At 57.2% G+C, this 15,022-nt stretch carries 11 protein-coding genes; 2 read left to right on the top strand and 9 right to left on the bottom strand.

The features are described 5' to 3' along the window. Positions 1-2: 2 nt before the first annotated feature. A complete protein-coding gene (locus FRH_RS12450) occupies positions 3-1,178 on the bottom strand; it encodes a multidrug effflux MFS transporter (protein WP_139525636.1) in 1,176 nt (391 codons plus the stop codon). 156 nt (positions 1,179-1,334) lie between these two features. Here FRH_RS12450 and FRH_RS12445 point away from each other — a divergent pair, with 156 nt between their 5' ends. Beyond that, on the top strand, positions 1,335-2,993 hold the full coding sequence (locus FRH_RS12445; protein ID WP_255303847.1) for a methyl-accepting chemotaxis protein: 1,659 nt from the start codon (positions 1,335-1,337) through the stop codon (positions 2,991-2,993). A 25-nt stretch (positions 2,994-3,018) separates the two neighbouring features. Beyond that, positions 3,019-3,957, top strand: coding sequence for a transaldolase (tal, locus tag FRH_RS12440; protein WP_139525635.1), 939 nt, complete (start codon positions 3,019-3,021; stop codon positions 3,955-3,957). A 59-nt stretch (positions 3,958-4,016) separates the two neighbouring features. Here tal and FRH_RS12435 read toward each other — a convergent pair whose 3' ends face one another. The 8 genes from FRH_RS12435 to FRH_RS12400 form a co-directional block, all read right to left on the bottom strand. Beyond that, positions 4,017-4,535 (bottom strand): STAS domain-containing protein, encoded by a 519-nt coding sequence (locus FRH_RS12435; protein WP_139525634.1) that lies wholly within the window; start codon positions 4,533-4,535, stop codon positions 4,017-4,019. After that, the gene (locus FRH_RS12430) at positions 4,525-5,718 is read right to left on the bottom strand and encodes a fused response regulator/phosphatase (protein WP_139525633.1); all 1,194 of its coding nucleotides are present in this window, start codon (positions 5,716-5,718) and stop codon (positions 4,525-4,527) included. Before FRH_RS12430 ends, FRH_RS12435 begins: the two co-directional genes overlap by 11 nt. Positions 5,719-5,726: 8 nt before the next feature. Continuing rightward, a complete protein-coding gene (locus FRH_RS12425; protein ID WP_231125525.1) occupies positions 5,727-6,530 on the bottom strand; it encodes a VacJ family lipoprotein in 804 nt (267 codons plus the stop codon). Positions 6,531-6,609: 79 nt separating this feature from the next. Beyond that, the gene (locus FRH_RS12420; protein ID WP_239297297.1) at positions 6,610-7,731 is read right to left on the bottom strand and encodes a beta-ketoacyl-ACP synthase III; all 1,122 of its coding nucleotides are present in this window, start codon (positions 7,729-7,731) and stop codon (positions 6,610-6,612) included. Between the two features lie 98 nt (positions 7,732-7,829). After that, a complete protein-coding gene (hrpA, locus tag FRH_RS12415; RefSeq protein ID WP_281998163.1) occupies positions 7,830-11,741 on the bottom strand; it encodes an ATP-dependent RNA helicase HrpA in 3,912 nt (1,303 codons plus the stop codon). A gap of 203 nt (positions 11,742-11,944) precedes the next feature. Then, positions 11,945-13,618 (bottom strand): AMP-binding protein, encoded by a 1,674-nt coding sequence (locus FRH_RS12410; protein ID WP_139525629.1) that lies wholly within the window; start codon positions 13,616-13,618, stop codon positions 11,945-11,947. Between the two features lie 164 nt (positions 13,619-13,782). After that, a complete protein-coding gene (locus FRH_RS12405) occupies positions 13,783-14,562 on the bottom strand; it encodes a class II glutamine amidotransferase (RefSeq protein WP_139525628.1) in 780 nt (259 codons plus the stop codon). A gap of 27 nt (positions 14,563-14,589) precedes the next feature. Continuing rightward, positions 14,590-15,015, bottom strand: a complete 426-nt coding sequence (locus FRH_RS12400) for a hypothetical protein (protein ID WP_139525627.1) — start codon at positions 15,013-15,015, stop codon at positions 14,590-14,592. Positions 15,016-15,022 lie beyond the last annotated feature (7 nt).

The raw sequence follows: 15,022 nt of genomic DNA, 5'->3' as shown, positions 1-15,022 counted from the left end.
GCTCAAGACACCCGAGTAAGCTTTCTCACCCCAATATTCCCAAGCAGCGCCGCCCCTAACATGGTTAGCACCATTGGCCAAAGATGCTCGACCTGGAAGAGTCCCACGAGTACACCCGCCAACGCGCCACAGCTAAACTGGATGCCCCCCAGTAGTGCCGTGGCCGTGGCGCTGATATGACCGAAATGATCCAGCAGCGACGAAATGGCATTGGGTGTAATCAGTCCAATCATCCCAGTGAAGAGCATTACCAACACCACCACGACAGGTAATGAAGCCAGGCCAAGCGCCGTCGTGACGACTAACGCCAACGCCGCGAATAGCTGTACCGCCAAACCAAACCGCAGGTTCTGCTGCGGCGTCCGCTTGCGCAGAAGATGAATATTCAGCCGATTAGAGAGAGCAATGATGACCACATTGACACCAAACACCAGCGGGTAAATTCCCGGAGAGAGGGAGAAGTAGTCTAAGTAGAGAAACGGTGATGCCGTCACGAAAGCGAACAGGCCTGCAAAAGAGGCGGCCACCGCACAAATGTAGCCCATTCCCTCTCGGTGACGCAGCACGCTGGCGTAGTTGCCCAACACCTGACGTGGGGTGGCGGCGGGCCAACTGGGGTCACGGGTTTCGGGCAATCGCGTGCCCAACAGCCATAATAAGAACCCAGCATAGACCGCTAGAAAGACGAAGATCAGCCACCAGCCTGCAATATGCAGCAGCAGACTCCCAACCGCCGGAGCCACCAGCGGGGCCAGCATCATGATCATGGCCATGGTAGACATGACCTTGGCAGCCTCACGCCCGCTGAAGCAGTCACGCACAATGGCTGCCGAATTCACCACGCAAGCCCCGCCTCCCAGTGCTTGTACGAATCGCCATATCAACAGTGAGGTCAAACTATCAGCAGTGGTGATCATCAAGCTGGACAGCATAAAGACAACCAGCCCACTCAGCAGGACGGGTTTGCGTCCTATACGATCCGACAAAGGCCCAAAACAGAGCTGCCCCAGCGCAAAGCCGAACAAGAACATGCTAATGGAAAGCTCGGTATGGTGAATGCTGGCATCGATACTCTCCGCCAACACGCCCATGGCTGGCAGATAAGCATCTATCGCAAAAGGGGCCAATGCCGTATTCGCCGCCACCAAAAGCGCCACGCGACGCGGATTGAGTTCCATACATCTCCTCACAGCTACGCTGGTCGACCGCCTGGCGGCCATTTAGATAGGACGCTAATCATACACTCAACCCCAGGATCTCGCACCGTTCACTCAGAACTGAAACATTTGCCTATTAAGCTGGCTTCATGAGTCGAATGAGGAATACCTGGGGGCATGATGACACTCACAAAACTTGAAAACATTTCGTTACGCCAGCTAAGCCTATCGGCACTGCTCTTGATGGCGGGCTGCCTGCTGATGTTTGCCGCGCTAGCATGGCACATCATGCAGCAGAGCCAGCGTGATCTGGCCGCTTTGGAGCTGGTCAACGTGCAGCAAGCGTCTTCGCTGAATCGACTACACATCGCCAGTTTAGAAGGACTCAATCGCATGGATCGCGCTTTAGAGCGACAACTGCGCCCCTCGCTCGGTGATCCTATTGCAGCGCTGGAAGCGGTCGAGTACGAGTTGAACGAAATGTCACAGGCACTTGATAGCTTTCTGCAAGCCACACAGAACAGCCCGTATTCAGCGCTACGCGATGCCATCGATGATAGAGCCCATCAACTGCTGGCTAGCATGGATGCGCAGCACGATGCCATCACCTCCGGTGACCGCAGTGGCTATCGACAAATCACGCTGGAAGCCATGGCGCACAGCGAGGCGCTAGCCAGTCATGCACGCGCATTTTATCAGGTCGCCGATCAGCAAGGCGTCAGTCTGATGCAAAAGGCCGAGCAGCGTGGTGGCATGGTCGCCGTTGGCTTGGCCCTGGGTATGGCGATCTCACTCGCACTCATGGGATCGCTGATATGGCTTGGGCATTACCAGTTGCTTCAGCCCATTCGCCACTTGATCGTCCACTTCCGTCATATGGCCGACGGGGATTTGAGCAAGGCGGTTCCCGCTCGAGGTAACAATGAAATCGGCCAGCTCTATGCTGCCTTGGGCGTCATGCAAACCTCTCTCATTGGCACCGTCACCCAGCTACATGACAACAGTCAGCACGTCTTCCAAAGCGCTCAGCGTTTGGCATTGGGTAATGAGGACCTCGCCACACGCACTCATCAGCAAACCACCTCGTTGGACAGCACGGCAACCAACGTCCATACGTTAACCGATAGTGTGGCGCATACCGCTGAACATGCTCTCCAGGCCAAAGAGTTAACCGAACATGCGACGGCGCAGGCACAGCGGAGCCACCAGACCATGGAAGCCTTTCTGTCGACCATGGGAGAGATCGACACCCACGCCAAGCAGGTCAACGACATCGTCAATGTCATCAATAGCATTTCGTTCCAAACGAACCTGCTCGCTCTCAACGCCTCGGTAGAAGCCGCGCGAGCGGGTGAGCAGGGCCGCGGCTTTGCCGTCGTGGCTGCAGAAGTACGCTCACTGGCCACCCGCAGCGCGGAAGCCGCGACCCAAATTCGTCACTTATTGGCATCTTCCAATGCGAGTATCGAGCGGGGTAATCAGCTATCCCGCGATGCCAGTCAACAGTTCGAAGAGATGGTGGGCTCGATCTCCTCGACCCGCCGAGTAATCACCGACATCGCCGATGCTGCCCACCTGCAACACCAGCACATCGAAGAGATCAACAAAACATTACAGGAACAAACCCATGTGACACAGGCGAATGCTCGGCAGGTCGATGCCACCGCACAAGACGCCATGTCGCTGGAGTCGGCCGCCGAAGGGATGCGCGAGCAAGCGGCCCAATTCAAGGTAAACCAACAGCGCCGGGCATCTGATTACCAGTGGCGCGCCGCAGATTCTTCGCCAACGTTACCGATCAACCATACTCAACGTGAGTCAGCCTTGTTAGAGTAACCTTGACTCAAACAAGGAGCACTGCATGGCCACTAGCCTATTAAACCAATTGAAAGAGATGACCACTGTGGTGGCCGATACGGGAGACCTGGAGGCCATCCGCCGTTTTCAGCCCAAGGACGCCACCACCAATCCATCGCTGATTCTTCAAGCTGCCCAGCAAGAGGAACGACGGGCTCGCTTGGCCAGTATTGCCAAAGACAGCACCGATCTGGACGACGCGGTCGATCGTGTAGCGGTGGATATCGGTAGCGAAATTAGCAAGCTGGTACCCGGCTACGTATCGACCGAAGTCAGCGCCCGCCTCTCGTTTGACCGTGACGCCACGATTGCCAAGGCGCACTCGCTGATCGAGCGTTATGCCGAGTGCGGCGTGGGTCCTGAGCGTATTCTGATCAAGATGGCCTCTACCTGGGAAGGCATTCAGGCCGCCCGCCAGTTGGAGCGCGACGGCATTCGTACCAATCTGACATTGCTATTCGGCTTTGCTCAGGCGCAGGCATGTGCCGACGCCGGTGCCACGCTCATTTCACCGTTCGTTGGCCGCATCCTCGACTGGCACAAAGCCCGTTCGCCGGAAGCCGACTTTAGCGGCGCCAATGATCCGGGCGTACAGTCGGTAAAACGTATCTACGACTACTATAAAGGCCATGGCTACCCCACGATCGTCATGGGAGCGAGCTTCCGGAACGTCGATGAAATTCAGGCACTCGCTGGCTGCGATCGACTCACCATCTCCCCTGCTCTGCTCAACGAACTCGACGAGCTGCAGGGTGACTTGCCACGGCAGTTAACGCCCATGGGTGCTAGCAGCTCCATCGAGCAAGCGCTAGCGCAGGCTGATTTCCGGTGGGAGATGAACGAAGACGAAATGGCGACAGACAAGTTGGCCGAGGGTATTCGCAAATTCATGGCCGATCAGCGTAAGCTCGAGGAGCTGCTGAGCGCGCTACGCCAAGGGTAAGCGCTGCCTCGGCAGCCCCCAACCAGGACGCCCTCTTAACCGCTCGCTAAGAGGGCGTTTTACTTATGTGTCACCGTCGATTGCGATTCGAGCATTTCGACCAGCGGTTGAAACTGCTCACGATTATGCTCGTTCATGTGCATCAAAATACGGTGCGCTTCCAAAATACGTGTGCGCAGGCCCTCTTCATCGGCAGGCTCGGCTGGCAAATCTTGCATCGATGAACTGAGCGGGGTAGTGGGCTGCAGAGGCGCTTCCATTAGCGTAAAAAAGCGCGCAAATCCCATGACGTCGAGCATCTGCCGCACGTCGGGGTTATCGGCAATGATCGTCGGCGGCTGTTCCAACCGCCCTTTGACGGCCATAGCGACTTTCGCAAGGAAGCCGAGCGCGGTGGAATCCACGTTGGTCGCTTCGCGCAGGTCGATCATCACCGCCTGGAGCCCAGGGGTTTGGGCAAGGCGTTGCGCTTGCGTATCGAGCGTGGCACACAGCGTCAGTCGCACGTCTCCGCAGAGCTTCAAGACAAAAACACCAGAGTCGAACGCCGCTTTGATACGGCCCTCTTCAATCAGCATGACCAAATCCGCTCACCATCATGATTGTCAGGTCATCGGGTAAAGCATCGCGGTCTTGGTTCGCCTCATCATCCGCATCGCCCTTTTCGAGGAGCGAGTTGGTGCTGGCTAGCCGGTCGCGCAGCTGCTCAAGCGTGACACTTTCGCTAACGAGTTGCTCAAGTTCCGTGAGCCGCGTGTCGAGCGTTTTACCCGGCAAGCATTCCAATACACCGTCTGAACACAGCCATAAACGAAAATTGGCCGGTAAAGCACAGCTAAGCGAAGGATACTCCACATCGGGGAAAAGGCCTACCGGCATCCCTTCCCCAGCAAGACGCTCTAGTTTACCGTCGGCCGCGAGCAGCGGCATCGGTAGCTGAGCACCGAGCGAATAGTGAAGAGTATGCGCCTCATGGTCAATAACACCGACGAATAAAGTGGCATGTTTTCCAATATCGGTATCCTGCAGCTCACGGTTCATCGCCGCGAGCCAGTGGGGGGGCAATTGCTCTGGGGCTTGGCCATCCCACTCGTTGAGCCAACGGTTACACAGATATTTGAGCAGCACCGTCACGAAAGCAGACGACGCGCCATGCCCCGACACATCGGCAAAGTAGAACGCACTGAAGCGATCGTTATAACGTTGGTAGTCAAGAAAGTCGCCTGATAAATACAGCGATGGCGCAAACCAGTAGTCGTAGTAAACGCCACTGATCACTTTGGGATGCGCGGGCAACAATCGGCGCTGAATATGGCCCCCGCTTTGTTGATCCATGCGCAATAGCGCCAAGTGCGTCTCGAGGCTCTCGTTGAGCTCTGCCAGGCGCTCACGGTCACGGTCACGCTCCTGCGCCAAAGCGTGCAGCTCGATCGCTTTGCGAATCATCCGGCGCAGTAGTTCAGTATGGCGTAGCGGGTGCACGATATAATCCACCAGCCCCACATCGATCGCCTTGATCAGGTCAGCATCCTGGCGAGAGTCGCTCACGATGAGCGTGGGCAGCCGAAGCGTTAACGGCGACCATTGCTGCCGCGGCACAGCGCGCGCATGGGCGACGATCAACGCAGTGCCGTTAGGCAAATGGGCTATGTTATCGGCGGCGTACACCCACATGCCGTCGCAAGTAATCGCCTCGGCCAGCGCATCGCGCTCGGGGCCAGGCTCATCGATTACTGCGATCAACTGCTTAGCGTGATCCATGTTGGGCCTCAATCGGCGAAATCGTCGTCACCAAAGTCGGTATCGTCGAAATCAAAATCATCCATGGCAAACGGGTCATCGCCCAGCGCTCCGTCATTTACCTCGAACTGTCGGCGCTGTAAATAGGCATCGCGTACGAACCGGTAGCGATCTCCCGAAATCAACGACTCTTGATCCAGCAAGCCCGCACGTATATCGATGATGTTCAGCGCTGTCAGACCGATCCTGACACGATCTTCGTCTAGGTAAGTGGGCGGATAGGCGGCCATGTCGGCAGGTCGACCGGTGGCATCGCGCAGCGTGCTAGGGCCAAACAGCGGAAGAACCAAATAGCGCGAATCTTCCCAGCCCCATACGGCTAGGGTTTGACCAAAGTCCTCCTCATCGGCAGTGATCTCCATCAGAGTGGCGTAGTCCAGCAAGCCGCCGATACCTACCGTAGAATTGATCAAAAAGCGAGAGGTCGCGAGCCCTGCATTAGCAGGCTTGCCCTGGAGTAAGCTGTTGAGCGCCGTGCGTATCTCTGCCAAGTTGGAGAAAAAGTTACCTACCCCTGTTTGAACAGGTTCAGGCGTGATGGTTTTATACCCCTGCGCTACCGGCTTGAGAGCGTAGCGGTCCAATACGTCGTTGAACGCAAACACGCGTCGATTGAAACCTTCCCATGGATCCTGTGGATCAGCGGCCACTTGCGCCTCCGCCGCTCCCTCCTCTTGAGAAGCCCCTGTGCTCGCGCAGCCGCCCATGCCGAGCATCGTGAATAGCAGAAGCGGCAACAGCTTCTGCCATCCATTTCCCGCTTGTCTTTGCATTGCCCACCCCTTCAGCATGCGTTGTCCTCTTACCGTATTGCTCGCGCTTCTCAACATTCACTCTCGAATCGCCACACGCTTACTGACGGCGCACCACCACGCTGCCCGCACTGTAACCTGCACCGAACGAGCAGATAACGCCGATATCCCCGTCCGTTAACGCCTCGCGGTGAAGGTGGAAAGCGATGATCGAGCCTGCCGAGCTAGTGTTGGCATAGCGATCGAGAATGATCGGGGCCTGTGTCTCGCTAGGTTCTACACCCAGCACTTTACGTGCAATCAAATCATTCATATGGCGGTTGGCCTGATGAAGCCACATACGCGTCAGATCAGCACCCGACAGCTCGAGCGAGGCAAGATGGTCGGTGATGAGCTTAGCCACCATCGGGCAGACCTCTTTGAAAACGCGTCGTCCCTCTTGCACGAATAGCTTGTCCAACGCCTGCGGATCACTGTCGGTCACACGGTTCAAAAACCCAGCATTGTTGCGAATCGCGTTGGAAAATTTGGTGACTAGCCGCGTGCCAAGGATCTCATAGCGTTCCCGGGCCACCGCCACGTCGTCATTTTCCAGTACCATAGCCGTACAAGCATCGCCGAAAATAAAGTGGCTGTCACGGTCTCTAAAGTTCAAATGCGCCGAACAGATCTCCGGGTTGACGATCAAGGCCCGCTTGACACTGCCTGCCGCAATCGCATTCGCCGCCGTTTCCAGCGCAAACGTGGCGGAGCTGCAGGCAACGTTCATATCGAATCCGTAGCCAGACGTACCCAATGCTTGCTGTACTTCTACCGCTACCGCTGGATAAGCGCGTTCTAAGTTAGAGCACGCCACGATGACCAGCTCGATATCTGCGGCATCCACCTCAGCCGCCGACAAGGCTTGGCGTGCCGCCTGGGTGGCCATCTCACACTGGATGGAGGGCTCGTCATTACGACGCTGTGGCAGTTTGGGTCGCATGCGCTGGGGATCAAGGATGCCGTCAGCATCGAGCACGTAGCGGCTTTTGATACCCGAGGCTTTTTCGATGAACTCACTGCTAGAATATGCCAATGCTTCTTGTTCGCCCCGTGCGATGGCGTTGGCATGCTGGGTGTTGTGCTGATCGACCCAAGCATTGAAAGCAGCGACCAACGCCGCGTTGTCAATGGCGTTTTCCGGCGTGTAAAGTCCAGTACCGGTGATCACTACGTTGGCCATGCTGTCTCCTTAAGAGGCCTCGACACGTCAAGCCGAAACCATCAGTCAAATAGTATCGTGCAGGCAGACCATCCTGCTCTGTGCTGACGAACGCTGTGTTAGGGATGCGTGATCTCTTCCCAGCGTTTTTCCAGGCGCTTTACTGACACCGGCATTTTTGTTCCGAGCTGCTGCGCAAACAGAGAAACACGCAGCTCCTGGAGCCACCAGCCGAATACCACGAGTGCCGGGTCTTCAGCGTTACCGCGTCGCTCGCTTTTGCGTCGCGCGTCGAAGCGTTCTTCGAGCGCCTGGACATCCTGCATCATCATTTGATCACGACCTCGTTCGCGGGCCGCCTTTTCAAGGCGAATCAACGCGGCTTCGGTATAGCGTGGATACTCATCGAGCCACTCCCCAGCATCGCGAATGAAGCCAGGATAGACCAACCGCTGCATCTGTGCGCTCACATCACTGTAAACGAGCGCTAGCGCAAAATTGAGCTTCCCTTTAAGCACCTTGGTGACGGCTAAATGCCCTTTCAAGGCGTTTTCAACCCGCTCCAAAAGCGTTACCGCATAGGGAATCAGCGATTCGCCGGTCCTATTGAGACGCTCGGCGAGCTCAGGGGCAGAGCGCGGCAGCGGATGTGTCGCCACCACCTGGGTAAACACTGCTAGCAGCAAGTCGTCCACGAGCACCTGCTTAGTGCCTACTTTAGCAAATAGCAGCGCGCACTTTTCCACCCCAGGCAAGCGTTTGATCGCTTTCACTTGCTCGGGCTGCTTTGCGATGGCTAACCGGGCAACGCCCTCTTGGTGGGCCGCAGTGGCTTTCGCAGGGTGATCGAACAGGCTGACGTTGAAATGATGCCCATTGGCGACCAGCGCTGGATAGGCTTCTACACGAATGCCCGCTTGCGTGGTCACACGCGACTCGGGCAGCGGTGTCTGAGGTAGTTCGTCCATCGAAGGCGCTTGGCTTGCCTGATCGGCCAACGCCTGGGCCCCTGCACTAGCCGCCTCTTCGAAACGCTTCTCTAGTGCCCTCACGTCGCGCCCCTGGCCAAGCATGTCACCCGCATGATCGACCACTCGCACGTTCATGATCAGGTGCGGGGGTAGCAAATCGAGACGCCAATCGTCTGGATGAACACGGGTGCCGGTACGTCGGCGAATGAACTCACCCAACGCTTCGGTAAGCGGCCGCTCATCGGGCGCTAGCGTCTCCAATGCAGCATCGACCCAGTCAGGAATGGGCACTACCTGACGACGAATGCTTTTCGGCAGCGATTTCAAAAGCGCAATACACTTCTCGCGTAGAAGCCCCGGCACCAACCACTCAAGGGCATGAACGGGCAACTGCGGTAGCATGGCCGCAGGCACGGTTAGGGTCACGCCATCGTCGGCGGCATCCGGGTCGAAGTGGTAACTGACCGGGTACGCGACGCCAGACAGCGTTAAATGATCTGGATACTGCGCCAGAGTGACGTCATGGGCATCCCGGGCCTTGAGAGCATCGATATCGAACTTGAGCAGCTCAGGGTCCTGACGCTCGGCCTGCTTACGCCAGTGCTCGAAGCCCTTGCCATTGACGACATCTGCGGGTATGCGCTCGTCGTAGAAGGCAAAGAGCGTCTCTTCGTCAACGAGAATATCCCGCCGACGGGCGCGATCTTCTAGCGCTTCGACTTCATCGATTAGCGCACGATTATGGGCGAAGAACGCCCCTTTGGTTTGAAACTCGCCTTCCACTAGCGCCCGGCGGATGAACAGCTCCCGCGACTCCTGTGGCGCAATGGGCCCATAATGAACACGACGGCGCGCTACGATAGGTAGGCCAAACAGAGTGACCTGCTCGAAGGCGACCACCTGGGCACGCTTCATCTCCCAGTGAGGCTCACTGTAGCTGCGTTTCACCAAGTGTTCCGCCTGCGGTTCGATCCATTGGGGGTCGATTTTGGCGACGGTGCGGGCAAACAGCTTGGTGGTTTCGATCAACTCGAAGGCCATGACCCATTTGGGGGTTTTCTTGGCCAGCCCTGAGCCTGGATGAATCATGAACTTGCGGTTTCGCGCGCCGAGGTACTCGCGGTTTTCAAGTAACGTGCCCAAATGGGAGAGCAGACCCGATAGTAACGCCTGATGCAGCTTACCGGACGTTTTCCGTCTGGCTTGCTTGGCCTGCTCTTCGCTTTCGTTCTCATCACGGGGTAGCGGTGCGGGCACCTCGATATCCATATCCCGCAACAGCTGGCGTAGCTGGCGAAACGTATCGTGCCACTCGCGCATGCGCAGGTAGTTGATGTAGTGCTCGCGACACCAGCGGCGCAGCTGGTTGCCGGATAGCGCATCGCGGGCGTTATCAATGCCATGCCACAAGTTCAACAACGCCACGAAGTCGGAATCCGGATCGTGCCAGCGCTGATGCGCCTGGTCGGCGGCTTGGCGCTTGTCGGCGGGCCGATCGCGGGGGTCTTGAATCGCCAGCGCCGATACGACAATCAGTACGTCACGCAGGCAGCCCCGCTCTGCACCAGCCAACACCATACGGGCCAAGCGAGGGTCGATGGGCAGCTTCGCCAGCTTACGGCCCAGTGTGCTCAGTTGCTGCTTCTCGTTGACGGCACCGAGCTCGAAAAGCAGCCTAAAGCCATCTTTGACGAAGCGACTATCGGGCGGGTCGACGAAGGGGAAGTCTTCGATACTGCCTAGCTTGAGTGCCAGCATCGACAAAATGACCGACGCCAGGTTGGTACGCTGGATCTCCGGGTCGGTGAACGCGGGCCGAGACAGAAAATCCTCTTCGTCGTAAAGACGAATACAGACGCCTTCGGCGATCCGGCCGCAGCGGCCCTTGCGCTGATTGGCGCTGGCCTGGCTGACTGGCTCGATGGGCAGTCGCTGAATTTTTGCCCGGTAGCTGTAACGGCTGATGCGCACAAGGCCCGGGTCAATGACGTAGCGTATCCCCGGCACGGTGAGTGAGGTTTCGGCCACGTTCGTCGCCAGTACGATCCGCCGTCCCCGGTGAGGAGCAAACACCCGATTCTGCTCTTCGTTGGAGAGGCGCGCGTACAGCGGCAAAATCTCGGTGCCTTTCAAGTCAGCACGGCGCAACGTATCGGCAGTTTCACGGATCTCCCGCTCGCCGGGTAAAAACACCAGTACGTCCCGGGGGCCATGCAGCCAGCCTTTTTCTCGTTCGATCGTTTCGATTTCTCGCACGGCGTGAACGATGCCTTCTTGCAGTGTGCGGTCCTCTTCATCCTCATCGCTGCGCGCCAACGGACGGTAATGCACGTCTACCGGGAACGTTCGGCCCGACACCTCGACCACCGGCGCTGGCGTTTCAGGCGTGCCGAAATGCGCCGCAAAACGCTCCACATCGATTGTGGCCGAGGTGATGATGACTTTCAGATCAGGACGCTTAGGCAGCAACCGTTTGAGGTAGCCAAGCAAGAAATCGATGTTCAGGCTGCGCTCGTGGGCTTCGTCAATGATCAGCGTGTCGTAACGGAGCAGCAGAGGATCGTGTTGAGTCTCGGCCAGCAGGATTCCGTCGGTCATCAGCTTGACGAGCGTGCTCGGTGAGCTTTGGTCGTTGAAACGGACCTGATAGCCTACTTGCTCGCCTAGTGGTACGCTCAACTCCTCCGCCAGACGCCCCGCGACGCTGCGCGCCGCCAGACGCCGTGGCTGAGTATGGCCAATCAACCCTTTACGGCCACGACCCAGCTCCAGACACATTTTAGGTAACTGAGTGGTTTTACCCGACCCCGTCTCCCCGGCCACGACCACCACTTGATGGTCACGGATCGCGGCGAGAATATCCTCACGGCGCTCTACCACCGGCAGCTCTGCCGGGTAATCCAGCGTCACGCGGAGGCTTTCCCGCTGGGCCAGCAATTGCTTGGCTTGGTCGACCTCCCGCTCCACCTCGTTCAAACCGCGGTCGATCGGTTTGTTCTCTCGCTGCCGCCGCCGTAGGCCCGCCACCCGACGCGAGAGCCGCTCCTGATCACGCCGCATGACGTGATCTAGCGACGCCTTGAGCGTTGCTAGTGAGGAAGCGTTGTCTTGCAGGATGTCGATACGGGATGAGTGCGTGTCGGTGGTCACGTTAGGCTCGGTTCCATCTCAGAATAAACGTCGGCCCACTTGCAAGTGGGCCGACCATTGTAACGCTTTCGCGAACGAGACGCCTAACGTCCGCTTGACCGAGTACTCAAGCTTTATGGCGTAGAAGGCTTTTCCTGATCACGCAGTTGGCGCCGCAGCACCTTGCCAACGTTGGTCTTCGGTAGCTCATCGCGGAACTCGATGTATTTGGGCACTTTGTACGCAGTTAGCTCTTTCTTGCACCAAGCCCGTAACGTCTCGGCATCGAGCTGGCTGTTTTTCGACACCACGAATAGCTTGATGGCCTCACCCGCGTTCTCATCGGCGACGCCCACGGCCGCTGCTTCCAACACATCTGGATGTGCTGCGACGACGTCCTCGACCTCATTGGGGTAGACGTTGAAACCCGACACCAAAATCATGTCCTTCTTACGATCCACGATTTTGATGTAGCCGTCGCTCTGTAATACAGCGATATCTCCTGTCCGGAACCAGCCGTCATCATCGATGGCGTTACGCGTTTCCTCTTCACGCTGCCAATAACCTTTCATGACCTGAGGGCCCTTCACACACAGCTCCCCTGGCTCTCCAAACGGCATATCTTGGCCATCGCCATCCACCACTTTCACCGACGTACCCGCGACCGGTTTGCCAATGGTGCCCAATTGAATGGCATCGTTGGGGTTGAAGCTGACGATAGGCGACGTCTCGGTAAGGCCGTAGCCTTCGGCGATCGGGCAACCGGTGGTCTCTTCCCAGCGCTGAGCAGCCGCCTTGGTCAGCGCCATGCCGCCGGAAATGGTCAGTTTCAATTTGGAGAAGTCGAGCTGTTTGAAGTCATCACGATTACATAGCGCATTAAATAGCGTATTGAGGCCGATAAAACCGGTAAACGGCAGCCCTTTGAGTTCTTTAACGAAATTGGGCAAATCTCGAGGATTGGTGATGAGCAGCGAGTGATTGCCGGTTTCCATCAGGAACAAGCAGTTCACGGTAAAGGTGTAGATGTGGTAGACAGGCAACGGCGCAATCACCAGCTCTTCACCATCGGTGAGATGTTCACCGATGGCTGAACGGGCCTGTAGCATGTTCGCCACCAGATTGCGATGGGTCAGCATGGCCCCTTTAGGCATACCGGTCGTGCCGCCCGTGTACTGCAGCGCTGCCAAATCCTCCAACGTGCGCTCCACGGGGGTGTGCTTTAGCGACGCGCCTTTCTTCAGTGCGTCTCTAAAGCCAACGGCGCTGGGCAGCGAGTAGGCAGGCACCATTTTCTTGACGTGCTTCACGACGGCATTGATGAGCCAACGCTTGGGGGCATCGTGCAGGTCGGCAAGCTGCGTTACCAATACATGCTTAATGTCCGTTTTATCGAGCACTTTTTCTAGCTTGTCGGCCATATTGGCCAAGATCACGATGGCCTTGGCATTGGAGTCTTTGAACTGGTGCGCCATCTCCCGCTCGGTATACAGCGGGTTGGTGTTGACCACCACGAGCCCCGCCCGCAAGGCACCAAACACTGCCACGGGGAACTGAAGCACGTTCGGCAACTGGATGGCGATCCTGTCTCCTGGCACCAAGTCGGTCTCATGCTGAAGCCAAGCCGCGAAGTGAGCCGAAAGACGGTCAAGGTCGGAAAAACTCAGCGTTTTGCCCATGCAGGTAAACGCGGGCTTGCTTGAAAAACGTGAGACGGCTGAGTGAAAAACATCCGTAATAGAGTGGTAGTCTTCCAACCCTTCAAGCGCTGGTCCGCTTAAAATAGAGGTGTTGGCGTGTTCGCTCATGGGCTATCTCCGCTATCCGTGTCGATATGAGACCGACCTTGTTATTGTGGTGGGGTTGTATAAAGCGACTAAATGCCAACGATATACGACGTTTAGGGCACTGTAAAACGATCGATTGAAACTTACGTTTCAACTTTAGCTTATACCCTTCGAACCCTATTGCATTATGGACAATACCGCGCGCTGATTTCTCCCTCACGCCATACCAGTAACTCCCCTGGCACCATGCGCTGCCATGCCTCGTTTTGAGTGAGCGGCTCAGTCGCAATGACCGATACGATATCGTTGGGCGTCGTATGCTCGATGAAATTGACCGTCATCTCAGCATCAGATAGCTCCGCCTCACCAAAGGGCGCACGCCGAGTGATGTGCGCCAACTTGGTGGTGCAATAGCTATAAAGATAGACGCCGTCAGAAAGGAGTAAATTAAAAACGCCTAAACCCCTGAGCTGCTCACATAGTGAATGCAGTGTTTCCCATAGTGCCTCTGGCGAAGCCGGTGGCATAGGAAACGTGCGCCGCAGTTCACCCATGATCCAGCAAAACGCATGCTCGCTATCGGTATTGCCCACCGGGGTGTACATCCCTAAGGGCAGCGACTGCCAGTTGCTCAGTTGACCATTATGAGCGTAACACCAAGGCCGACCCCACATTTCACGGGTAAACGGATGCGTGTTGGCCAGCCTTACCCCGCCCACGTTGGCTTGGCGAATATGACTGATGACGACGTTGGATTTGATCGGATACTCACAGATCAAGCGGGCAATCGGTGAATCCACGGACGGGTGAGGGTCTCTGAATTCGCGATAGCCGCCCTCCTCATAAAAGGCGATACCCCAACCGTCGCGGTGCGGGCCTGTGCCTCCACCGCGGTGCAAGAAGCCTGAGAAGCTGAAGCAAATATCGGTGGGCACGTTGGCACTCATGCCCAGCAATTCACACATGGGCGCGCTCCTTTGCTGCTTCTCCCACTAGCGGATGACCGGTTCACGGCGACGTGTCGGCTGGGGGGCCTCTTCCGCTTGATGGCGCGGCGGGGTGTGCTCTTCAGGCAACGGGCGACGCCACCACCACAGCGCGATGCCAATGCCTGCCCCCAGCGCTACGCCCAGCACGGCCCACAGCAGCCCGGTGCGCATGGCGCTTGCGCTGTGCTCAAAGAAACCAACGGCCGCCACCATCGCCGAGGGCGCCCAGCCGGTATAAAACTCCCCCTCCTCAACCAGCGGCAAGCGGTAGTTCGCAGGCATCCACATGGCGCCCGCCACGCACCAGGTGATCACTAATCTTGGCAGACGTGGAAACAGGGCCAACGCAAAGTACACCGCTAACAGAACCAGCAGTGAAAGACCGTAATAACTTAACCACAGCAGTGACATTGAGTCTGCAAACAGCATAATACCC

It is taken from the genome of Halomonas sp. A020 (assembly GCF_027943625.1).
Taxonomy (GTDB): Bacteria; Pseudomonadota; Gammaproteobacteria; order Pseudomonadales; family Halomonadaceae; genus Vreelandella; species Vreelandella piezotolerans.
The sequence above is the reverse complement of the archived record's forward strand: the minus strand, read 5'-3'. Positions and strand labels throughout refer to the sequence as shown.